Annotated in this window: 22 protein-coding genes, 1 tRNA gene and 1 pseudogene; 13 read left to right on the forward strand and 11 right to left on the reverse strand. The window is 68.2% G+C overall.

Features of this window, described 5'->3' with window-relative positions:
* Window positions 1–77: 77 nt before the first annotated feature.
* Complete coding sequence (gene dcd, locus OIE47_RS14230) at window positions 78–656, reverse strand: dCTP deaminase (protein ID WP_326561965.1); 579 nt, start codon at window positions 654–656, stop codon at window positions 78–80.
* Between the two features lie 115 nt (window positions 657–771).
* Between dcd and OIE47_RS38005 the strand changes: the two genes are divergently transcribed.
* On the forward strand, window positions 772–1,413 hold the full coding sequence (locus OIE47_RS38005) for a pyridoxamine 5'-phosphate oxidase family protein (RefSeq protein ID WP_442792093.1): 642 nt from the start codon (window positions 772–774) through the stop codon (window positions 1,411–1,413).
* Window positions 1,414–1,510: 97 nt separating this feature from the next.
* Here the strand turns inward: OIE47_RS38005 and OIE47_RS14240 are convergent, their stop codons facing one another.
* A complete protein-coding gene (locus OIE47_RS14240; protein ID WP_326561966.1) occupies window positions 1,511–2,494 on the reverse strand; it encodes a zinc metalloprotease in 984 nt (327 codons plus the stop codon).
* A 211-nt stretch (window positions 2,495–2,705) separates the two neighbouring features.
* Between OIE47_RS14240 and OIE47_RS14245 the strand changes: the two genes are divergently transcribed.
* Window positions 2,706–2,776 (forward strand) — tRNA-Gly (locus tag OIE47_RS14245).
* A 60-nt stretch (window positions 2,777–2,836) separates the two neighbouring features.
* On the opposite strand, the gene OIE47_RS14250 is transcribed toward OIE47_RS14245, so the two are convergent.
* The 3 genes and pseudogenes from OIE47_RS14250 to OIE47_RS14260 form a co-directional block, all read right to left on the reverse strand.
* On the reverse strand, window positions 2,837–3,961 hold the full coding sequence (locus OIE47_RS14250; RefSeq protein WP_326561967.1) for a tyrosine-type recombinase/integrase: 1,125 nt from the start codon (window positions 3,959–3,961) through the stop codon (window positions 2,837–2,839).
* A 38-nt stretch (window positions 3,962–3,999) separates the two neighbouring features.
* Window positions 4,000–4,419, reverse strand: a pseudogene (locus OIE47_RS14255) (DUF3631 domain-containing protein); the annotation flags it as partial.
* Window positions 4,420–5,190: 771 nt separating this feature from the next.
* Window positions 5,191–5,697: a hypothetical protein gene (locus OIE47_RS14260; RefSeq protein ID WP_326561968.1), complete on the reverse strand. Its 507-nt coding sequence runs from the start codon at window positions 5,695–5,697 to the stop codon at window positions 5,191–5,193.
* 945 nt (window positions 5,698–6,642) lie between these two features.
* Here OIE47_RS14260 and OIE47_RS14265 point away from each other — a divergent pair.
* Both OIE47_RS14265 and OIE47_RS14270 read left to right on the forward strand, forming a co-directional pair.
* Window positions 6,643–7,062, forward strand: a complete 420-nt coding sequence (locus tag OIE47_RS14265; RefSeq protein WP_326561969.1) for a hypothetical protein — start codon at window positions 6,643–6,645, stop codon at window positions 7,060–7,062.
* A gap of 186 nt (window positions 7,063–7,248) precedes the next feature.
* Window positions 7,249–7,548 carry a hypothetical protein gene (locus tag OIE47_RS14270; RefSeq protein ID WP_326561970.1) on the forward strand — a complete coding sequence of 100 codons (300 nt, stop codon included), beginning with the start codon at window positions 7,249–7,251 and terminating at the stop codon, window positions 7,546–7,548.
* A 741-nt stretch (window positions 7,549–8,289) separates the two neighbouring features.
* On the opposite strand, the gene OIE47_RS14275 is transcribed toward OIE47_RS14270, so the two are convergent.
* Complete coding sequence (locus OIE47_RS14275; RefSeq protein WP_326561971.1) at window positions 8,290–8,493, reverse strand: hypothetical protein; 204 nt, start codon at window positions 8,491–8,493, stop codon at window positions 8,290–8,292.
* A gap of 149 nt (window positions 8,494–8,642) precedes the next feature.
* Between OIE47_RS14275 and OIE47_RS14280 the strand changes: the two genes are divergently transcribed.
* Together OIE47_RS14280 and trxA are read left to right on the forward strand one after the other, a co-directional pair.
* Window positions 8,643–9,035, forward strand: coding sequence for a MerR family transcriptional regulator (locus tag OIE47_RS14280; protein WP_326561972.1), 393 nt, complete (start codon window positions 8,643–8,645; stop codon window positions 9,033–9,035).
* Window positions 9,005–9,352, forward strand: coding sequence for a thioredoxin (gene trxA, locus OIE47_RS14285; RefSeq protein WP_326561973.1), 348 nt, complete (start codon window positions 9,005–9,007; stop codon window positions 9,350–9,352). Before OIE47_RS14280 ends, trxA begins: the two co-directional genes overlap by 31 nt.
* A 33-nt stretch (window positions 9,353–9,385) precedes the next feature.
* Here the strand turns inward: trxA and OIE47_RS14290 are convergent, their stop codons facing one another.
* Together OIE47_RS14290 and OIE47_RS14295 are read right to left on the reverse strand one after the other, a co-directional pair.
* Window positions 9,386–10,129 carry a glycosyltransferase gene (locus OIE47_RS14290; RefSeq protein WP_326561974.1) on the reverse strand — a complete coding sequence of 248 codons (744 nt, stop codon included), beginning with the start codon at window positions 10,127–10,129 and terminating at the stop codon, window positions 9,386–9,388.
* Window positions 10,126–10,809: a UTRA domain-containing protein gene (locus tag OIE47_RS14295; RefSeq protein ID WP_326561975.1), complete on the reverse strand. Its 684-nt coding sequence runs from the start codon at window positions 10,807–10,809 to the stop codon at window positions 10,126–10,128. The genes OIE47_RS14290 and OIE47_RS14295 overlap by 4 nt, the downstream gene beginning before the upstream one ends.
* Before the next feature lie 133 nt (window positions 10,810–10,942).
* On the opposite strand from OIE47_RS14295, the gene OIE47_RS14300 reads away from it, so the two are divergent.
* Both OIE47_RS14300 and OIE47_RS14305 read left to right on the forward strand, forming a co-directional pair.
* A complete protein-coding gene (locus OIE47_RS14300; protein ID WP_326561976.1) occupies window positions 10,943–11,497 on the forward strand; it encodes a hypothetical protein in 555 nt (184 codons plus the stop codon).
* A gap of 83 nt (window positions 11,498–11,580) precedes the next feature.
* Entirely contained in the window at window positions 11,581–12,456 is an 876-nt protein-coding gene (locus tag OIE47_RS14305) for an LLM class flavin-dependent oxidoreductase (protein ID WP_326561977.1), read from the forward strand.
* A 24-nt stretch (window positions 12,457–12,480) separates the two neighbouring features.
* On the opposite strand, the gene OIE47_RS14310 is transcribed toward OIE47_RS14305, so the two are convergent.
* Together OIE47_RS14310 and OIE47_RS14315 are read right to left on the reverse strand one after the other, a co-directional pair.
* Window positions 12,481–13,491 carry a questin oxidase family protein gene (locus tag OIE47_RS14310; protein WP_442792152.1) on the reverse strand — a complete coding sequence of 337 codons (1,011 nt, stop codon included), beginning with the start codon at window positions 13,489–13,491 and terminating at the stop codon, window positions 12,481–12,483.
* Between the two features lie 64 nt (window positions 13,492–13,555).
* The gene (locus OIE47_RS14315; RefSeq protein WP_326561979.1) at window positions 13,556–14,107 is read right to left on the reverse strand and encodes a phosphoribosyltransferase family protein; all 552 of its coding nucleotides are present in this window, start codon (window positions 14,105–14,107) and stop codon (window positions 13,556–13,558) included.
* A 169-nt stretch (window positions 14,108–14,276) separates the two neighbouring features.
* Between OIE47_RS14315 and OIE47_RS14320 the strand changes: the two genes are divergently transcribed.
* The 4 genes from OIE47_RS14320 (at window position 14,277) to OIE47_RS14335 (ending at window position 18,643) form a co-directional block, all read left to right on the forward strand.
* Entirely contained in the window at window positions 14,277–14,915 is a 639-nt protein-coding gene (locus tag OIE47_RS14320; protein ID WP_326561980.1) for a septal ring lytic transglycosylase RlpA family protein, read from the forward strand.
* Between the two features lie 147 nt (window positions 14,916–15,062).
* The gene (locus OIE47_RS14325) at window positions 15,063–16,190 is read left to right on the forward strand and encodes a PP2C family protein-serine/threonine phosphatase (RefSeq protein WP_326561981.1); all 1,128 of its coding nucleotides are present in this window, start codon (window positions 15,063–15,065) and stop codon (window positions 16,188–16,190) included.
* A gap of 139 nt (window positions 16,191–16,329) precedes the next feature.
* Entirely contained in the window at window positions 16,330–18,183 is a 1,854-nt protein-coding gene (locus OIE47_RS14330; protein WP_326561982.1) for an acyl-CoA dehydrogenase, read from the forward strand.
* A gap of 190 nt (window positions 18,184–18,373) precedes the next feature.
* Window positions 18,374–18,643 (forward strand): DUF6458 family protein, encoded by a 270-nt coding sequence (locus tag OIE47_RS14335; RefSeq protein WP_326561983.1) that lies wholly within the window; start codon window positions 18,374–18,376, stop codon window positions 18,641–18,643.
* A gap of 16 nt (window positions 18,644–18,659) precedes the next feature.
* Here the strand turns inward: OIE47_RS14335 and OIE47_RS14340 are convergent, their stop codons facing one another.
* Window positions 18,660–19,187 carry a SixA phosphatase family protein gene (locus OIE47_RS14340; RefSeq protein ID WP_326561984.1) on the reverse strand — a complete coding sequence of 176 codons (528 nt, stop codon included), beginning with the start codon at window positions 19,185–19,187 and terminating at the stop codon, window positions 18,660–18,662.
* 224 nt (window positions 19,188–19,411) lie between these two features.
* Between OIE47_RS14340 and OIE47_RS14345 the strand changes: the two genes are divergently transcribed.
* Entirely contained in the window at window positions 19,412–19,684 is a 273-nt protein-coding gene (locus OIE47_RS14345; RefSeq protein ID WP_326561985.1) for a DUF6458 family protein, read from the forward strand.
* Window positions 19,685–19,731: the final 47 nt, after the last annotated feature.

A 19,731-nucleotide genomic window follows, 5' to 3' on the forward strand; every position in this document is an offset into this window, starting at 1 on the left:
CCGGTCGACCCGTCTCGAAACGATCAGGGCTGGCATCCCGTACGCGGGTGCCAGCCCTGACTGTCGTCGCTACCCGCTCAGCGGGTCGGCCAGGTGCGCCAGTGCTGCCAGGAGCGGCTCGGGGTGGGGCCGCGCTGGCCCTGGTAACGCGAGCCGTACACGGCTGAGCCGTACGGGTGCTCGGCCGGGGACGAGAGCCGGAAGATGCAGAGCTGGCCGATCTTCATGCCGGGCCAGAGGGTGATCGGCAGGTTGGCCACGTTGGAGAGTTCCAGCGTGACGTGGCCGGAGAAGCCGGGGTCGATGAAACCGGCGGTGGAGTGGGTGAGCAGTCCCAGCCGACCCAGGCTCGACTTGCCCTCCAGTCGGCCGGCGAGCTGGTCGCCGAGCGAGATGACCTCGAGCGTCGAGGCGAGCACGAACTCGCCGGGATGCAGCACGAACGGCTCGCCGTCCGGCACGTCCACCACCGAGGTCAGGTCGTCCTGCTGACTCGCCGGGTCGATGTGGGTGTAGAGATGGTTGTTGAAGACCCGGAAGAGCCGGTCCAGCCGTACGTCGATGCTCGACGGTTGCACGAGTGCGGGCTCGAACGGGTCGAGCCCGAGAGTGCCCGCCTTGATCTCGATGACCAGGTCGCGGTCGGAGAGCAGCATCCCGACACCTTAGCGAGCCGTCGGGCCCGGTCACGGCGTACCCGTACCCGGAGTGGCGCCCGGCTCACGCGTGTCGCACTACCGCTCTCGAACATGTGTTCGATAGACTCTCCGCATGGCATCCTGGTCCGAATTCGCCGCCGACGCCCCGCGTCTCGCCGAGGCGATCCGCATCCTCCTGCAGCAGTACGGGCCGGGTCTCGGCTACCTGGCGACCGTGCGTGCCGACGGTGGCCCGCGCGTACATCCGGTGTCGCCGGTGATCAACGACGAAGGGCTGTTCTGCTTCGTCGTCGACTCACCCAAGCGGCGCGACCTCGAACGCGACGGCCGCTACGCGTTGCACTCGTTCCCGCCGGAGGAGAGCGACGACGAGGCGTACGTCGCCGGGCGGGCCCAGGCGGTCACCGACCCGGCGAAGATCGCCCGGCTGGCCGACACGGTGCGGGCCGAGCCGCGGGTCGACTGGCGGCTGTTCGAGTTCACCGTCGAGGCAGCCATGCTGGCCCGACACGGGCGGGCCGACGCGATCCCACTCGCCTACGGCGGGCCGGGCGGCGAGCGGCCGGGCGTCCAGGTGTGGCTCGACCCCACCGCCACCCGACCGCAGGTGACCCGCCGGGGTCGCCGTACCCGCCGGCACCCCAATCCGTCCGACTTACGCGGGGCGTCGACAGCCAACGCCGTCGACCAGCGTTTCGTCCGGGAGCCCCGGGTGGCGGCGGCAGCCCCCGACCCCGCCGTCTGGGCCTCCTGAAGAGTGTCCAGGCGCCCCTGAGTGGGCACTGTAAGTCCACAGGACGCGACGAGGGCCGGCTCCTCGGGAATGGGCCGGCCCTCGTCGTTCGACTTCATCACAACAGAGCGCGATAGGCCTGCCACGCCTTCACCATGCGGTTCACCTGTCCGAGGCTGAACCTGTCCATGCAGGAGTCGTTCGTGTAGTCCATGAAGTTGTGGATCGGGTCCAACCCCGGCTTGCTGACGCACGAGTCCCGGCCCGTCGGGCAGCCGAACGCCGGCTCCGCCTCGGCCGGGGTGTCCGCCACCGCGTCACCCTCACCCGTGCACCCGTCCTGGAACGTGTGGAAGAGATCCAGCCAGTGCCCGACCTCGTGCGTACCCGTGTCTCCCTCGTTGTACGGCTTCGCCGTACCGCCCGGCAGTGACTCCGAGAGCACCACCACCCCGTCGTACGAGGTCAGCTTCTTCTGCGGGAACGTCGCCCAGCCGAGCAGGTCGTCGCTGAGCGCGCCGAGATACAGGTTGAGAGTCTCCGGCCCACCGACCCGCAGTGCCTTTTTCATCTGCGTCTCGGTGAGGCTGTCCGCCACGATCGGATACCAGGCCGGGTTGACCACCCGGTTGAGCTTCTTCAGCTTGAACCTGAACGGCGTCACCGCGCTGCCACTCCCACCGGTGAACGCCTCGTTCAGCACCTTGAGCTGGGCGTCGATCAGCGCACGCGGGATGTTGCCGCCGGCCCGCGTACGGTCCCGGCTGATCACGTGCACCACCACCGGAATAGTGATCTTCGTCGGGGTGGTGCTGAACGGGGCGACCCCGACCCGCTCCGCGTACGCGGTGTCCAGATCGCGGTTACGTTGCGCCGCCTCGGTGCCGCTCAACTGGTTGGGGTCGTGCCCGCCCGGCGCACCGGGTTTCGCCTTGGCGAGCGGGTGGGTGTCCGCCGGTTCCACGCAGGGCGCGGCTGGTGCTCCGGCCGCGCCGGCGACCGCCGGCCGCGCGACCACCCCCGTCGATCCGAGCAGCAGTACGAGTGCAGTGGACGCCACGCCAGCCGAGCGCAACGACTTCCGGATGCGGTGCAAACCCACGACCTCACTCCTTCGCCCCACGGAGAGCGACGCTAAACTCACGCGCCGCAAGTTACAGGTGTGGCGGACGTTACAGGCCGGGACACTCTTCGCAAACAACGCGGATCGGCGTGGTCCCGATCGATCTGCTCCGCTGTCAGGCCGGCACGTACCCTCCCGTGGGGTACGTTGATGCGCTCCGGAGGCGGACCAGGTACAGTGGGCTCCGCTCGCGGGTGTAGTTCAATGGCAGAACATCAGCTTCCCAAGCTGACAGTGCGGGTTCGATTCCCGTCACCCGCTCAGACAACGAAGGCCCAGGTCAGAGGACATTTCCTGACGCTGGGCCTTCGCTATCTCTGATCACTGGTCGGGCGTCGTGCCCCCTGCGTGCCCCTCACGATCAGCGTGCCCGTCCGTGCCACCGGCCGCCGGGTCGGTGGCGCCCTGGTCGTCGACACCGGCCGTGTCCTTCGCCGTGGTGCCTCGCGAATCCTCCACGAGCTTGCTCAGCGCGTCGGCGATCTTCCGATCTCGGCCCGCCGTCTTGTGTAGGTAGATCAGCGCGGCACGGGTGGTCGAGTGGCCCATTCGGTCCATCAGGTCCCGCAGAGTCGCGCCCGTCTCCGCTGCCCAGGTGTTCCCGGTGTGCCGCAGGTCGTGGAAGTGCAGGCCGGGAATGCCAGCCTCAGCGATGGCTTTGCGCCAGTGATCCTGGAAGTTCGACCGGCGCAGCGGCCCGCCCTTCGGCCCGACGAACAGCAGCGCCTCCGGACCCTTCCCGGTGAAGTCCGCCAGGTGCCGCACCACGTCCGGCAGGAAGATCATCGGAAGGGTCACCACGCGCACGCTCGCGTCCGACTTCGGCGGGCCGAACACCAGCTCTGCTGTGGGCAGCTCTACCACCGACCGCTCGACGACCACCGTTCCCTCCACCGTGTCGACATGCTTACGCGCCAGCGAGGCCAGCTCACCCCAGCGCAGCGAGTTGAAGCAGGCCAGCAGCACGAGCACCCGGTACCGCTCAGGCACCGCCCCGGCGATGGTGAACACCTGCTCGATCGTCGCCGTTGGCCGTTCCGGACTCTTCTCCAGGCCGGCACCCGGAATCTCGCAAGGGTTCTTCGTGATCAGCCGGTCGGAGACGGCCGTGTTCAGGATCGACCGCAGCAGGCGGTACGCCTTCGCCACCGTCACCGGTCCCACGCCCGCGTCGAGCAGATCCCGCCGCCACTTACGCAGTCGAGGAGTGGTCACCTCGGTCAACGTGAGCTTGCCGAGCGCCGGAGCGATGTGTAGCCGGAGCAGGCCCTCGTACAGGACGACAGTCTTCGGCCGCAGCTTGGGCCGCTCCCGGATCCACGACTCGTCGTACTCGCGGAGGCCGATCTTGCCCGCCTCCGGGTCGAGCCAGTCCCCCCGCGCGATCTCCGCTTCCTTTGCCGAAAGCCAGAGATCGGCCTCCCGGCCGGTCCGGAGTCGGCCCACGGCGCTTCCGGGTCGCCGTTGAGTGCGGTGAGCAGCTCGTGGGTGGATGCGGCCGGGGGGTCACCGAGCACGGTGAACGTGGTCCGGACGTCGGCCAGCAGCCGCACGCGGGTCGACACGTTCCCGGCGTCGTCGGCTTCCGCGGTGAGGGTGGTGACCGCGATCCGTGTTCGTTGCGGCCACGTTCCCCCGGCCAGGTCGGCTACGGCTACGAGTGGTTCCCAGGTGTCGGCGGCGCGGTCTTCGACGGGCATGGCTGGTCCGGCGGCTTCGAGGTCGGCCAGGTGGGCGCCGAGCCATTCGGTCAGCTTCTCGGCCACCCGCCGCAGTGCCGGGCTATCGCGTCGGTGCCGGTACGGCGCCACCACCTCCCCGGGCGCCCAGCGGCGCATCCGCACGATCACGGCCCGGTCTGAGATGGTGTCCGGCATGGAGCCGATCGCGGCCAGCGCAGCCATGGCAAAGGTGGGGATTTTCTCCAGGCTGTGGGTGTTGTTGTCCTATCGGATCGCGGCCCGGTTGCGGTGGTGACCGGCGTTGAACAGCCCGCCTAGCTCGCAGAGAATTATCGTTCGTGGAACGGGAGATGTGCAGGCGCGAATCTGTGCATCGGATGAAACTAAGCCGATTACTCAAGCCGACCTCGGCGTAAATACGGCGGAGGTCGCCCCCGAAGAATGCGCTCGCCAGATCCACGCCCGAGTGCGAATATCCGAGTGACGACCGAGTACCAACCGAACCCTAACTACAGTAGCGATCGGCACAGAATCAGGTGGCCTCACAAGCTGCTTGGGTTCGTCAGGCGTGGCAGACATAGTGAGGCCAGGCTAGTAGGTTACCGCCCCTGTTCCACGGCGCCGGTGGCCGGAGTTAAAGAAGACGGTCGATGTCTCGTATCGCGTTATCGATAAATTCGTTGACCTTGAGTGTCTTCTCCGAGACCAATTTGAGAAGCTTGTGTAAAGAGGTATTGAGCGGGACCCATTCTGGGTCTAGGGCTGAGCTATGGTCGAGCATGTCGCTGCCTGATTCATCCTGCAATCGAATACTCGCTCCACCGGTTTCGTGATCGCTGAGTATCACGGTGAAGTTTGGGGTCGAAGCAGTAAAAGAATAACCACCCTCAAACTTGTTTCTGTTGGAGCGCCATTTTATTCGATTCTCGCGTGTTGCGGATGCGAGGGATTGAATAAGTCGGGCAAGTCGGTGAGCCCCTTCATTATCTAGCATCAGCTTCCTCCTGACTGAATTCCTTGCATACTTGCAATCGAACTGAGCTCGTTTGTTGCGCGCGCCATTGAGGAACGGGCGACTTTCGTCACGTCAGCTAAATCCAGGTCTCCGGTGGATAAGAGTTGGGAGGCGGCTTCAGATGCACCAGAGATCGAGTCCTGAATGTCGATAAGGAGTTCATCGGTGCCCAGGCTGCCGGCCTTCAATAAGCCTTTCATCTGTCCAGCCTGCCAGCGCCATGACTGCAAGTGAGAACGCACGAGAGTCTTGGATTTACTCAGGACCGCGCGCTCCAGCTCCTCTTCTATTCGCTGCAACTGCGGTATCAGTACGAGAACATTGCTACGGGAAATTGCGGCTTGAGCCGTATGTGCGGCGTCACGAGCTGCTTCGGCTGCCTTCCGGGTCTTCCTGAGTTGCCACAGGGTTAGGCCGAAACCAACAGCGGCGATGGGCAGTGCGGAGAGATCGGCTATATGGCCAGCTACGTCAAGAAGAGCCATTGCCCCCGCTCCTGTCGTTCGCCGTCGCCAAGTGTCCGTAGCCTGCCAGGTTCAGGTAGGACGTGCCATAGGCCAGCAGGCTCGGGTCGGGACGACCCGAGGGGACCGGCCGGCTTCCAGCCGTTACTGCGATCTGGGGAGGCGGTATGGCGAGCCTCCCCCTGGGATCGGCTACAGAGAAAGACTGTCCGGGCACGTATCGGTCGGGCTGGCTGGCCGCTGATCTAGCCGAGCCAGACCGCATCGCCGATCTCTGGAGGTCAAGGGGTTGCTGGCTTTGGAGTCGGGTTGGATGCATCCGTGTGGAAGGCCGGGCCTGGTCGAGTAGGTTGCCATCCCCCGGCCAACGCCTTGCGGACGATCACAGCGACCGTCGATGGGAGAACGGGGACCGCCGGTCGACCCATCCAGTTGCTCGGGTGGTCCTGGGGCATCGTGACTAGCAGTACGTTGCCCTTGCGGTCAACCTGCTCTACGGCGACGGTGAGTGGTCGGTCGCAGAGCGCCTGCATGTAGGTGGGCCTGCTACGGACCCGCCACCGGTATGCGACGCCGTTAATCGTTATGAGCCGAGATCCCTTTTTGGTCAGCGCCACGCGATCCCCTCGAACGTCAGATGCCCGTGCCCGTCGGTCCCAGGATGCCCCTACACATGGTGCAGATCAACCGATTCCTGAGCTGACGGCAGTGAGGGTTCGATTCCCTTCACCCGTACCAAGGCGAAGGCCCCGGTCAGGCGGCAGTCCGAATCGGGGCCTTTGCCGTTTTTCGAGTGGCAGGCTATCCACGGCGCCCAGGAGGCAATCGGCGTCGTGAATCTGAGTTGCGTCAGGACGGGTAGGGGCCGATTATTCCGATGTGGATGCGGTGACGCAGTGGGTTCGCACTTCGTGGACCAAGCGTTCACGCGGCGGAGCCGAGGCAACTCGGCGTAACGCGGTACCGGTGTCGTTCGCGCTGCCGGCACAGGTTGCGCCGCTGACGCAAGAGATCAACATGGGGGAGGCCGATGGGTTCGAGCCTCGCGAGACTCTGGTACACGTGCCGTACCAGGGCGAACTGCGTCTCCGGCTCCGTCCGTCGTACCGGAGCGAGGTGCGTCTCCTGCTCGTGGACGGGCACCTTCAGGTTGAACTGTTTCCGGCGGCCTGGGGCATGCCGCGCCGTCACCGCCGGCCGCCTACGGTCCGACTGGCCTACGGCGAATGGCTGCGCTGGCAGATCAACTACCGCTTCATGGGGATGAACGGCGGCGCCTCGCTTTACCGCTTGGACACCCTTAACGTCGCGCACGGAGCGGTGCCCGCCAGTACCTTCCTTGGCGAGCCGCCTCGATTCATCGACGAGCGCGCGCACATCTGGTAGCTCGGGCCGCCCTCCGGCGGAAGCCCCGGAACCAAGGGCGGTGAGGAAGCGAGCGGAGCTGGCGATTCGAGGGCCATCCAACCGCGAGGTCGGGCCGGAGGGTGCATCCGCCGTACTCACCGGGGCGCACCCGGCTGGCGATCGACCGGGGACTGAAGTGTCGGCGTGAACCGGCACACTGCCGGAATGACCTACCGGAAGTACATCGGAGTGGATGAGGATGTTCCACCGACTCCGCGTATCCGCGCCTACGTCGAGGCTCTGCTTGACCGTTGGATAGATATGACCGAGGACGACGATGACGTGAGCCCATGGTCCGATGGCCCGCTGATTGGCAACGCGTCGGGTCCGATCATCTACTTCGCCATGCGGTACAGCATGTGTGAGGAAGTGTCGGCGCGCGCGGCGCGGATGGCTGCCGAGCGTGACCTTATTTGCTTCGACCCGCAGTGGAACCGTCTCCGGCCGGCCCCTGAGGAGCAGTAGGCCGGGCCACCCACGAGCCATGAGCCGATGTCGCTCCAGGCAACCAGCGACCGTGTCGACCAGGCGAATCGCTGGACCGGGACCTTGTCCCGGTCCAATTTCGAGCTGACACTGGCCGAGTGCCGTGCCGCCTGGTCGTCCCTCCCGGTCAGGGTGCTTCTCGGGTCGCGGCGGTTGGCCGTACGTCGTGCTGTGAGGACACCCGGTCGGGATAGAGGTGTAGCTCATGGGGCCGTAACAGTCCGCCATCAGTGTTGAATCCGCAGCCGTTGATGGTGGCGCCGGAGCGTGCCACCTCGGCGCCGCATGGGCACACCTGGTTCGGGCCAGCGGCTCCGAACGGGCCGCAGCACCCGGTCAGACGGGAGGCGTCCGGGTGTCGCCGAAGCGAGGGGGCGTCGTCCCGGTGGATGACGATCGTGTTGCGTGGGCCGGCAGACACCACGTTCACACCGTTGGCATTCCTCGGAATGCCCGGCATGGCATCCGGCGAGGACTCCTGATCCTCCGCTGGCACAAACGGGGCGCCGAACGGCTCAGGGTCGAGGGCGAAGAACCCACGGGGCACCGTCCACGGCCGGGACCTCGTTCGACTCTCTTGCGGACCAACTCGCCGGTCAGAAGCACGAGGTCGGGTGTCAGTGCGGTGCCGCAGGCGATGCATCTGAAAACGGCGACGTAACGAGTATTTCAGCGGCATCGGTGGAGTGGGAGCCGGCGGGCTGGCCGAGATCGCGCTGTCTAGGTCGCGGAGTCGCGCTCGGGGCTGAACAGGTCGTCCTCGACGAGTTGTTCGAGGACCTCGCCGGTGTCTCCTACCAGGACGTCGTACCTGGTCCTGGACAACCAGCCGGTCTCCACCCGGATGACCAGTCCCGCCGCGCCCGGTTTGTGGCCGTCGACCAACTTCGTCAACACCACCTTGTCGCCCTTCTCGTACTCCATAGGGTGACCTTATGTGAGCGCTGAGCAACGGGCTAGTGACTGATTCACCACAGTCTCGGCGGCGTGTTGGACCTCGGCCGTACGACTGTTGCCTTGACGTCGGCGGCAAGGTCTAGCGTGGCTGGTACGGGCTGAAACAGGAGGTCAGCATGCTGATCGGCGAGCTGGCGGAGAACGCTGGTACGAGCACCCGGACGCTTCGCTACTACGAGGAGCACGGGCTCGTACGCGCACGGCGTTCCGCCAACGGCTACCGCGTCTACGACGAGGCGGAGCTGCGGGTCGTACGCGAGATCCGTGCTCTGCTCGCGGTCGGCTTCGGCCTCGACGACATCCGTCCGTTTGTTGCCTGCCTCCGGGCCGGCAACCCGTCCGGGGACGTGTGCCCGGACTCCGTGGCGGTGCTGCGACGCAAGCTCGCCGAGGTCGACGCGTACCTCGACCAGCTCGGGGAGGTACGGCAGCAGCTCCACACCCAGCTCACCCAGGCCATCGCGCAGCGGGAGGAAACATGCTTCAAGCACAGGAAGTCGGAGCGGTAGTCACCGTCACCGACGCCACGTTCGCCACGTTGGTGCTGGCCAGCGACCGACCGGTGGTGGTCGACTTCTGGGCGGAGTGGTGCCCGCCGTGCCGGGCGATCTCGAAGAGCCTCGCCGAGCTGGCCGAGGAGTTCGGTGACCGGATGGTCGTCGCGACGCTCAACTCCGACGAGAACCCGGCGACCACGCGTGCGTACCGGATTCTGTCGCTTCCGACGCTCCTGGTGTTCCGGCGGGGTGAGCTGGTCGGCTCGACCGTCGGGGCCAGGCCGAAGAGCCACCTCCGGCAGGCGCTGACCGCACACCTGGAGCCGTGATCGGTCGAGGAAGCAGGGCAGTCGGGGGATCGGTCAGGTGAGCAGGGCGCGGATCGCGTGGGCGCGGGCCTCGACGACCCGCATCCGGGCGGTGTGCTCGGCCGGCTCGCGGTGGGTGGCCTGGTTGGTCATCTGACCGGGCCACTTGCGGTAGAGCAGGCCGGGTTCGGCGATGAACCAACCGGGGCTGATCGCGTTCGCGGCCAGCAGCAGGCCGGTGTCCTCGGAGGCGGGCAGGGCCATCCACCCGCCGAGGGCGAGCAGCAGCTCCGTACGCATGCACAGGGTCGCCGGGTGCACCGGCAGCCCGTAGTCGTTGGCCTGCCAGAAGGCGAGGATGGCCCCGGTGTTGAGCGGTCCCTCGGGCGGGTCGTCACCCCAGTCCCGGGTGGAGCCGTCGGCGAGCAGGTCGAGCACCCGCGAGGTGGTCCACCCGACGTCCGGGTTGTCGGTGAGCGTGGTGATGTCCCTGGCCAGTGCGCCGGGCGTGAGCTGGTCGTCGGCGTCGAGCACCTTGACCAGCTCGCCCTCGACCCGGGACAGGGCCAGGGTACGGGCGACGCCCGGCCCGCCCGGTCGTCCGCTGCCAGGACTGATCCGTGGATCCAGCTCGGGTAGCTGGTCGATCAGGAGCCCGTCCTGTCCGTCCTCCTGGACCAGCCACTGCCAGTCCCAGCCGTCCGGCAACTCCTGCCCGGCCAGTGACTCGTACGCACCGGCGAGGTAGCCGACGCTGGGCCAGTGGACCGGGGTGATCACCGAGATCACCCGGCTCACCGCTGCCACCGCTTCAGTGCCGTCGCGTACGCGAGTTCGGTGCGGTCGCCGGGGAAGACGACGTCGGCGACCTCGACCACCCGTCCGGTGGTGTCGATCGAGGTCTTCCGTACGGCCAGGACCGGGTCGTCGGGGGCGAGGTCGAGCAGGTCCGCCTCGTCGCGGGACGGGGGTCGGGCGCGTACCTCGTCGACGATCCGGTCCAGCTCGATGCCGAGGGTGAAGAGCTGGTGCTGGGTGCCGCCGGGCCAGGGCTCGTTGTCGGCGTCCAGCAGGGCCAGATTCGCCTGCGCCAACTCGTACGGCAGGTAGGAGTGGGAGACCGACAGGGCGGCGCCCCGTTCCCGGGAACTGGTCCAGTAGATCCGGCGCAGCAGTGGCGTACCGGTGGGCACCTCGAACGCGGCGGCCAGGTCCTCGTCGGCGTCGATGCGGTCGTACTCGGCGTGGAAACGCAGGTCGGTGGTGGGCAGTCCGGTGTCGTGCTCGGTGCCGCCGGTACGCCGTCGCCCCGCCTCGTCGAGCAGCACCCGGTCCTTCTCCCACTGGTACCGCTCGGTGTTGTCCCGCCGTACCCGTGGTGGGTCTGCCTCCCGCTCGCGAGCCGCCGCGTCCGGGAGGTCGCCGGGGGGCTGCTGGTCGGGTCGCGGGGAGTGCGGGTGACGGTTGCGGGCGATCACCCGGCTGACGGTACCCGTCGGGGCGCCGACCCGCCCGCTATGGGCGTGCTTCACCCCGTGTCGTCCGATTGGTACGGCTTGCTGATGTCTTCACGGGACAATCGAATCCGTCGATATGAGGTACGAATGCGTCATGGCCGAACATGACGATGGCTCACGGTCCGAGCCCGACGTCCTCGTCTTCCGGACGACCCTGACCCGCATGCTGGTGACGATGCTCCTACTCGGCGTCGTCGGTTGGATCTTCGCCCGGCTGATGGTGATCCTCCTGTTCGACCTGGGCTTCAGCGAGGAGGTGATCCGGGAGAGCCTGATCTCCGGGGTGTTCTACGTCATGCTCTTCGCCGGGCTCGGCGCGTTGGGGCAGCGGCGCCGACCGACCTGGGTCCGGCTGTCCGGCACCGGGATCGAGCTGGCCGCCGCCCGCCGACAGCCGGTGTTCGTGCCCTGGGATGCGGTCGAGGCGGTCAGGTTCCGGTGGTTCGGCCCGTTCACCATGGTCGAGGTGACTCCGACGAGTATGGCCGCGACGTCGACGGGACCGCCCACCGGCTGGGGACCCCGCATACGTCAGCGGGCGGGTCGCCCGACCATCGTCACCGAGGTCGGCCTGCTCCACCCGGGTCCGGACGTACTGCGGGCGGAGCTGACCCGACGGCTGCCCGCCGGGGTGGTCCAACCGGGCTGACGCGGGCGCCCGGGCCACGGATTCGTCCCCTGCCGCCGCGCCGCCCGTACCGGGGGACGGACGCGGGTCGTAGGCTGACGATCATGCGCGTGGGTATCGTCATTCTTCCTGACCAGCGGTGGTCCGAGTCGGAGCGCCGGTGGCGTCAGGCCGAGGCGTGGGGTTTCGACCACGCCTGGACGTACGACCACCTGGGGTGGCGTGACCTGGTGGACGGTCCCTGGTTCGACTCGGTGCCCACCCTCACCGCGGCGGCGATGGTCACCAGCCGGATCAGGCTCGGCACCCTGGTCGCCTCCCCCAACTTCCGGCACCCGGTCCACTTCGCCCGCGAGGTGACCGCGCTGGACGACATCTCCGGCGGTCGGGTGCTGCTGGGCCTGGGCTCCGGCGGGATCGGTTTCGACTCCGCCGTCCTCGGCGGGGAGACGTTGCCGCCCCGGCAACGGGTGGACCGGTTCGCCGAGTTCACCGAGCTGCTCGATCTGATCCTGCGCACCGACCGGGTCGACTGGCGGGGCGAGTGGTTCGCCTCGGTCGACGCCCGCAACAACCCTGGGTGCGTACAGACGCCTCGGGTGCCGTTTGTCGTGGCGGCGAACGGGCCCCGGGCGATGAAGCTGGTCGCCCGGTTCGGGCAGGGCTGGGTGACCACCGGGCTCGGTGGCGACGACATGGCCGCCTGGTGGCGTACGGTGACCGAGCTCAGCGGCCAGCTCGATCGGACCCTCGAGGCCGCCGACCGGGACCCGGCGACCCTGGACCGTTACCTCTCGTTGGATGCCGCGCCGGTTTTCTCCCTCTCCAGTGCCTCCTTCTTCGCCGACGCGGTCGCCCGTGCCGCCGAACTCGGCTTCACCGACGTGATCACCCACTGGCCCCGCGAGTCGAGCTGGTACGCGGGCGACGAGGCGGTCCTCGAAGAGGTGGCGACAACGGTGCTGCCCGGTCTCCGTTGAGCTGAGCAGGCAGGTCCGACAACCTCAGATGAGCTGGGCGGCGTAGAGCGCGGCGGCGAGGGGTGCCTCGTCGCCCGTGGCGGCGTGCACGTCGAGCACCGCGTCGGCGAGCTTGACCACGTGCTCGTCGCCGTTGCGGCTGGCCCGTTCGAAGGTTTCCGCCGCCGAGTCGACCGTGATCGGGGGCGGCGGGAGCGCACCGGCGGGGGCGTACACGGCGGTGACGGCGGCCGTCGCGGACCAGGCCGCGGCCACGCTCGGCAGCCACTGCGCCGGTTCCAGTTCCGGCAGGGTACGCAGCACCGCGGTCGGCGCGGTCACGGCGTGCACCAGCATCACCGGGTTGGCGTGTCCGTACCGCAGGAAGTCCAGGCTGGCCCGGTGCACCACCTCGGCGAGGAAGCGCGCCGCATCCGCCGGGTCGGCCGGTGGGCGGGGCGCGGCGACCGAGGCAGACCAACCGGGTACGTCGGGCAGTTGGGCGAACCGGTCCCGGATGCCCCCGTCCTGTCTCGGGATCCGGGGTAACCGGTCGAGCGCGGCGCCGACCCCGCTCGTACCGGTGAGCGGGCCGGCGCCGGGCACCGGTTGCCACCGGGCGGCCCAGTAGGCGAGCGCCTGACCGAGTTCGGTGACCCGTTCCGGTGTGGTTCGCTCACCCAGTGCCCGTATGGCGTGGCCGACCCGGATGACCCCGTGGGTGGCGCTGGCCGCGATGCCCGGCAGCAGCCGGGGCCACCAGGTCGCCAGCACGGTACGCCAGGGCGTTTCGTCCATGATCCGGGCGAAGTACGCCAGCCAGTCACCGGTGCGTTTCGGGTCGCCGAGTGCGGCCCGCCAGTCGTCGATCGGCTGGATCCCGCGCGGCAGTTCGTCGAGTCGGTCCAGATAGGAGTCGAGCCAGCGGTGCACCCCGGTCTGGTGACCGTGGTGGACCAGGGCTTCGACCGCCATCGGGCCGTGGTTGCTGAGCCATCCTTCGAACTCGGGTCCGGTGCGGTGGAGTCGGGCGTACGCCTCGTCGAGGGTGTCCACTGTCATGCGGTCCAGCGTCCGAGTTGAAGCGGGCTTGAGGTCAAGCCCCGGAATCGGCGGCGGGTCAGACTGCCAGGTCGTGCCGGTCGAGGAGGCTGCGTACGCGCAGTTCGCGGGCGAGTTCGACCGGACAGTCGGCGATGATCGCGGCGGTCCCGACCGGGGTCGCGCCCCGGGCGGAGATGACCTGGTAGAGGGCGCGGACCTGGGCACCGCTGGCCACCCAGTCGTCCACCACCAGTACCCGGTCGGCCGGGCCGAGGTGCCGGTCGCGTACGCCGAGGGCGAGTTGCCGGCCGCGGTAGTCCGGTGGCGTGGTCGCCCAGGTGGTCGGCTCGGCGATCCGCCGGTCGCCGGTGTTCTTGTACGCGGGCAGGAAGCCCACCCCGAGCGCGGTCGCCACCAGCGGGCCGATCAGCAGGCCGGTCACCTCGGGGGCGAGCACGACGGTGGGCGACTCGGCCCGGAACAGGTTGCCGAGTGCAGGTCCGATTTCCAGTAGGGTGTCCGGATCACGCCACCAGCCGGAAATGTCGCTGACGAGGTGGCTGCTGTCCGGGCCGGGATCGATCCAGCGGAACAGTTCGGTCAGCCGTTTCCTCAGCTCAGCGGCCATCTGCACCCTCCTCGGATACGGGCACGACCGGCCCAGGGCGGGTCGGCCGATCGGTTACACGTTTCACCGCAAATACGGGCAAAAGAGCATGATCACGTTGACTCCCGAAGTGCTCCGGTCGCTACCTTCCGACCTTCATGTTCACGTCGTCAGCGGGAAGGACAGGTCGGTGACGGAGAAGCGCCCCCTGGTTCGGATATTCAAGTCGCCGGTCGGCCTCACCGCCAGTGTCGCGCTGGGCGTGGCGCTCGCCGTGGGCGGCACGGTCGGTGGCATCCACCTCGCGAGCAGCCCGGCCTCGTCGACCGCCGCGGAGACCGTGGACGTCGTACCGAGCCTGTCGCCGAGTGCGTCGCCGAGCAGTTCGCCGGCAACGGCGGTTCCGGTGACGCCGTCACCATCGGCGACCTCGGCCTCGCCCGCACCCGCCAGGACAACCGAGCGGGCCTCGCGCGGCAAGACCCGGGCCGCCACCCCGAAACCGAGCACGACGAAGAAGCCGAAGCCGGCATCCACCCCGGTGGTCGGCAGCGGCACCTGCGGCGCGTCCTTCTACGACCAGGGGCAGATGACCGCGAACGGGGAGAACTTCGACCCGAGTTCGCTCACCGCCGCGCACCTCACCCTCGCGTTCAACACCCGGGTACGGGTGATCAACCCGGACAACGGCAAGTCCGTGGTCGTACGGATCAACGACCGGGGTCCGTACGTCGGCGGCCGGTGCCTCGACCTCTCCCGGGCCGCGTTCGAGGCGATCGCCTCCACCGACCTCGGCGCGATCACGGTCCGGTACGAGATTCTCGGGTGACCCGCCCTTGACCAGGTACGTCGTCCGGTGCGCCGCCGGCTTCCCGATCGTCGCGTAGCGGTGGCGACGCGACCGGGCACCGGCCAGGTGGACAGAACCCACTCAGACGAGGGGTCAACTTCGTTCAACAGTGCCCGCGAATCAGGCATGCTGTTCGGCGTACCCATGCAATTCTTGCCGCCGGGCCGCCGCCCGCTGAGTTCTGGTTCCCGCGCCGGTCTCGGCGCGGCCCTCGTGCTGCTCGCGCTCGTCTCCGGGATCGAGGTGGCGGACGGCACCCGGGCCGACCATATCGGACTCCTGGTGGCCGCCCCGTTCCTCGCCGCGGCGTTCGCGTCCTGGCGGGTGGTGCTCGGTGTGGGGGCCGCGGCCGTCGGGATAGGTGTGGCCTTCACCCTCAGCGCCCAGACGGTCGAACTGGGCAATGTGGTCAATGTCGGCGGCGTGATGGCCTTCATCGGGGTCGCCGCGGCGGTGGCGGTCGTCCGGCAGCGGCAGGCCGAGCAGATCGCCGAGCTGTCCAAACTCGCCGCCGTCGCCCAGCAGGCGGTGCTCCGCCCGCTCGGACCGCAGGTCGGCACGCTCGCGGTCGCCGCCCGGTACATCTCCTCCACCGCCGCCGCCGAGATCGGCGGTGACCTGTACGAGGTGATCGACACCCCCTACGGCGTACGGATGCTGATCGGTGACGTACGCGGCAAGGGGCTCGACGCGGTCCGGCTCGCCAGCATCGTGCTCGGTTCCTACCGCCACGTCGCGTACGAGCGGGCCGACCTGCGGGCGATCGTGGCCGACCTGGACCGCGCGGTGGCGCGCAGTGTCGGCGACGAGGACTTCGTCACCGCCGCGCTGGTCGAGGAGCGGGGCGGCACGCTGACGATCGTCAACTGCGGTCACCCGGCACCGTTGCTCCTGCGCCGGGGGCAGGTGATCCCGCTGGAGCCGCCGTCGCCGGCCCCGCCGCTGGGTTTCATGCCGGTGGTCCGGCCCCGGGTCGAGCGGCTCGAACCGGGCGACCGGCTGCTGCTGTTCACCGACGGACTCGGTGAGGCCCGCCGCGACGGGGAGTTCTTCCCCACCGAGGAGCGGGCCTGGCAGTTGCTCGGCCACGGGACGGTCGGGGACGGGCTCGCCTCGCTGGAGACCGCGCTGGTCGAGTGGGTGCACGGGCGGCTGGACGACGACATCGCCCTGGTCCTGATGGAGTACGCCGGACCCCGTCCCGTCACCACGGTCGCCGTACCGAGTTGGGAAGTCGGCGCCTCGGACGTCTGAGCCCGGACGTCTGGTTCGGTGCCCCCTGTCGGCAATGTGTCCGCCGTCACTTCCGCTATTGGGTTGTCGAGGCTACCCGTGAGTAATACAGTCGGAGTTACTGGCTGGTAACACCTGTTCGGAAGCGGGGCCCGCTCATATGACCCACTACAAGAGCAACATCCGGGACCTGGAGTTCAACCTCTTCGAGGTCTTCGGCGCGGATCAGGCGTTCGGCCAGGAGCCGTACTCCGATCTTGACGTCGACACGGCCCGCAGCATCCTGGCCGAGGTCGACCGGTTGGCCCGCGAGGACCTCGCGGCGAGCTACGTCGACGGCGACCGGAACCCGCCGGTCTTCGACCCGGCCACCCACTCCGCGCCGCTGCCCGCCTCCTTCAAGAAGTCGTACGCGGCCCTGATGGAGTCGGAGTTCTGGCGGATGGACCTCCCGCCGGAGCTGGACGGGACCAACGCTCCCCGGGCGCTCTGGTGGTCGCTGGCCGAACTGATCCTCGGCGCGAACGCCCCGATCTGGATGTACGCCTCCGGCCCGTCGTTCGCGCACACCCTCTACGTCGAGGGCACCGAGCAGCAGCGCAAGTGGGCCAAGCTCTTCACCGAGAAGCAGTGGGGCTCCTCCATGGTCCTCACCGAGCCGGACGCCGGCTCGGACGTGGGTGCCGGCCGGACCAGGGCGATCCCGCAGCCCGACGGCTCGTGGCACCTGGAGGGCGTGAAGCGCTTCATCACCTCCGGTGAGCACGACCTCACCGACAACATCGTCCACTATGTGCTGGCCCGGCCGGTCGGCGTCGAGGGTGTCGGCGGTCCCGGCACCAAGGGCCTCTCCCTCTTCGTCGTGCCGAAGTTCCACTTCGACTCCGAGACCGGCGAACTCGGCGAGCGCAACGGCGTCTTCGCCACCAACGTCGAGCACAAGATGGGGATCAAGGTCTCCAACACCTGCGAGCTGACCTTCGGCGAGCACGGCGTACCGGCCAAGGGCTGGCTGCTGGGCGACGTGCACGACGGCATCCGGCAGATGTTCCTGATCATCGAGTACGCCCGGATGATGGTCGGCACCAAGGCGATCGCCACCCTCTCCACCGGCTACCTCAACGCCCTGGAGTACGCGAAGCAGCGCAAGCAGGGCGCCGACCTGGTCGCCACCGAGCGCAACGCGCCCCGCGTCACCATCACCCACCACCCGGACGTCCGCCGTTCGCTGATGCTCCAGAAGTCGTACGCGGAAGGGCTGCGCGCCCTGGTCTGCTACACCGCGACCTGGCAGGACAAGGTGAAGCTGGCCGAGGCGGCCGGCGACGAGGCGGGCGTGAAGCAGGCCAAGCGGGTCAACGACCTGCTGCTGCCGCTGGTGAAGGGCTGTGGCTCGGAGCGGGCGTACGAAATGCTCAGCCACGAGTCGTTGCAGACCTTCGGTGGTTCGGGTTTCCTCCAGGACTACCCGCTGGAGCAGTACGTCCGCGACGCCAAGATCGACACTCTGTACGAGGGCACCACCGCGATCCAGAGCCTCGACCTCTTCTTCCGGAAGATCGTGAAGGACAACGGCCGGGCGCTCGGGGTGGTGGCCAGCGAGATCGAGGAGTTCATCACCGCCGAGGGCGGCAACGGTCAGCTCAAGGAGGAGCGGGTGGCCCTCGGCCGCGCCCTCAACGAGCTGCAGACCATCCTCGTCACGATGACCGGCTGGTTGGGCGAGGCACAGTCCGGCGAGCCGCGCGCGGTCTACAAGGTCGGCCTCAACAGCCGCCGGGTGCTGCTGGCGGTCGGTGACCTCGTGGTCGGGTGGCTGCTCCAGCGGCAGGCCGAGGTGGCCCTGCGGGCACTGGGCGGCGAGGTGTCGACTGCGGACAAGTCGTTCTACACCGGCAAGGTCGCGGCGGCCCGGTTCTTCGCCCACGAGGTGCTGCCCCGGATCGGGGCCGACCGGCGCGTCATCGAGTCCACCAACCTCGACCTGATGGACCTGGCCGAGGACGCGTTCTGAACCGTTCGGTAGCGCTAGCGCCCACTGTCTAGCACCGATGTTTTTCGGCGGCCGACGAGCGAGACTGCTCGTCGGCCGCCGCGTTATGGTGGAAGCGGTGCGACCAGCAGTTTGTTGGGATTTGTCAGTTTAGGTTTATCGGATTTGTCAGGTTAGCCCAGAAGCCATCGCACGGGGGAGTGCAGCGGACATGGGCGTCGGTAGCGGTATTTTCCTGATCGGACTGGGAGCCATTCTGACGTTCGCCATCAGGGCGAACGTGTGGTGGCTCGACCTACGCGCGGTCGGCTGGGTTTTCATGCTCGCCGGACTGGCCGTCCTGTTGACCACCCTCTGGTACTGGCAGACCAGCAAGAAGAAGGCCCGTACCCTCATCGTGGAAGAGAACCGGCTGTCCCATCCGACGGCGATGATGCCGCCGCCTCCGGACCCGCCCCCGCCGCAGGCACCGCCCTCGTGACGGGCCGCGGCGTGCATCAGCTACGGGCGGTGTGCGCCGCTTCCACCGGTCCCCGACTCGGGCGCAGTTCCGCCCACTCGGGCACCGCCAGCCGGTGTACGGAAATGCCACTGGTGCGGAGCCCGTCCGGATCGGCGCTGACCGGATCCAGGAGACGGGAAAGGCCGGAGATGCTCGGGTTGTGCCCGATCAGCAACACCACACCCGCCGCCGGATCGACCTTACGGATCAGGTCCAGCAACTCCCTGGCGTCACCCTCGTACACGTCCGGCTCGTAACTCACCACCGGTCCGCCGCCAGCCTCGCCCCCGACCGTGGCGGCGGGCGCCTCGGCCATCGCCAGGGCCACCCCGTGCCAGGTCTGCCGGGTGCGCCTGGCCGGCGAACAGATCACCACCGAGGGCAGATGACCGCCGTGGGCCAGCCAGGCCCCGGCGGCGCCAGCGTCCGCGTACCCCCGGGCGGTGAGCGGACGGTCGAAGTCCGCGATCCTGGCCGGGCGTTCCGCCTTGGCGTGCCGCAGCAGTACGACGCGCTTGGTCATGACGTCTCCTCGCTCCGCTCGTCGTCGTCATGACCTTTATAGCTGTGCCGGTTGGGGGACCTCGCCCTGCGTTCGGCTCTCGGCTTTCGTCTCACCGGTCGACTTCGGAGAGTGAGGTTGATTGGGCGACGAAGCGCCTGGGTAAGTCCTTCTGTGCCGCAACCTCACCAAGTGGCCGCGGCGGGCCTAGTCAGGCCAGCGGATAGCCAAGGAGGGCGACAAAAGTGGGTATCGGTGGAAGTATCTTCCTCATCGCGCTGGGCGCGATCTTTGCGTTCGCCGTGGACGTGGAGCTGGGTTGGCTCGATCTCAGCGTGGTCGGCTGGGTGCTGATGCTCGCCGGCCTGGTGGGCCTGATCATGACCGCGTGGCTCTGGCAGACCCGCCGCCGTCCGGTCGTCACCACCACGGTCGAGGACACCCGGGTCGTACCGGTCCGCGATGACCGGGTGGTCGAGGAGTACCGCGAGGTGCGGCGTCCGGGTCACCCCCTCTGAACCAACCCGAGTAACAGGGTTCCGGGCCGATCCACGGGATACGGCCC

This window comes from Micromonospora sp. NBC_01796 (assembly GCF_035917455.1).
Lineage (GTDB): Bacteria > Actinomycetota > Actinomycetes > Mycobacteriales > Micromonosporaceae > Micromonospora_G.